Origin of the sequence: Noviherbaspirillum sp. ST9 (assembly GCF_048799745.1) — a bacterium.
Classification (GTDB): Bacteria; Pseudomonadota; Gammaproteobacteria; order Burkholderiales; family Burkholderiaceae_D; genus Noviherbaspirillum.
Window position 1 is genome coordinate 1 of record NZ_JBLWFR010000221.1, and the last position, 513, is coordinate 513.

Annotated in this window: 1 pseudogene; it reads right to left on the minus strand. The window is 67.3% G+C overall.

From position 1 onward, the window contains the following. Positions 1-513: pseudogene (locus tag ACNOHI_RS25635) on the minus strand (hypothetical protein); the annotation flags it as partial.

Consider the following 513-nt stretch of genomic DNA (forward strand, 5'->3'; position numbering starts at 1 on the left):
CAGGCCCACTTGGGTCCAGTTGCCGGACAAAGCCACCGAGGCGCCCGCTTCGTTGGTCACGGTGGCCGCGCCGTTGTTAGAGCTCCCATTGTTGGCGTAGAGGCCGACGGCGCCCGCGCTCACCGAGCCGAAGTTGTCCACAGAGGCCGTGCCCGTGCCGCTGGTCTGGGCGAACACGCCCCAAGAGGGGCCACTTTGGCCCGTCACCACCGAGCCCGTGAACAGCTTCACGCCCGAATTGAAATTGTTGGAGCCGATCGCCGTCATCGCCGTCGAGGCGGCGGTAGGCTGAACAACCGCCGTGCCGGTGATGTTGATCAGCATGTTGCCGGGCGTGCCGGCGCTGGCGTCGTTGTAAGAGATGCCGTTGGTATAGGGATTGAAAGCTCCGGTGCAGGTGGCTGTCTGCGGGTCAGAGGCGGTGTTGAGCGGACCGCACTGACCGCCGGGGATGGCGAGCGCCACGCCGGGCGTCAGGATCACGGCCGCGGCCGACAGGGCGCGCATCCGCAG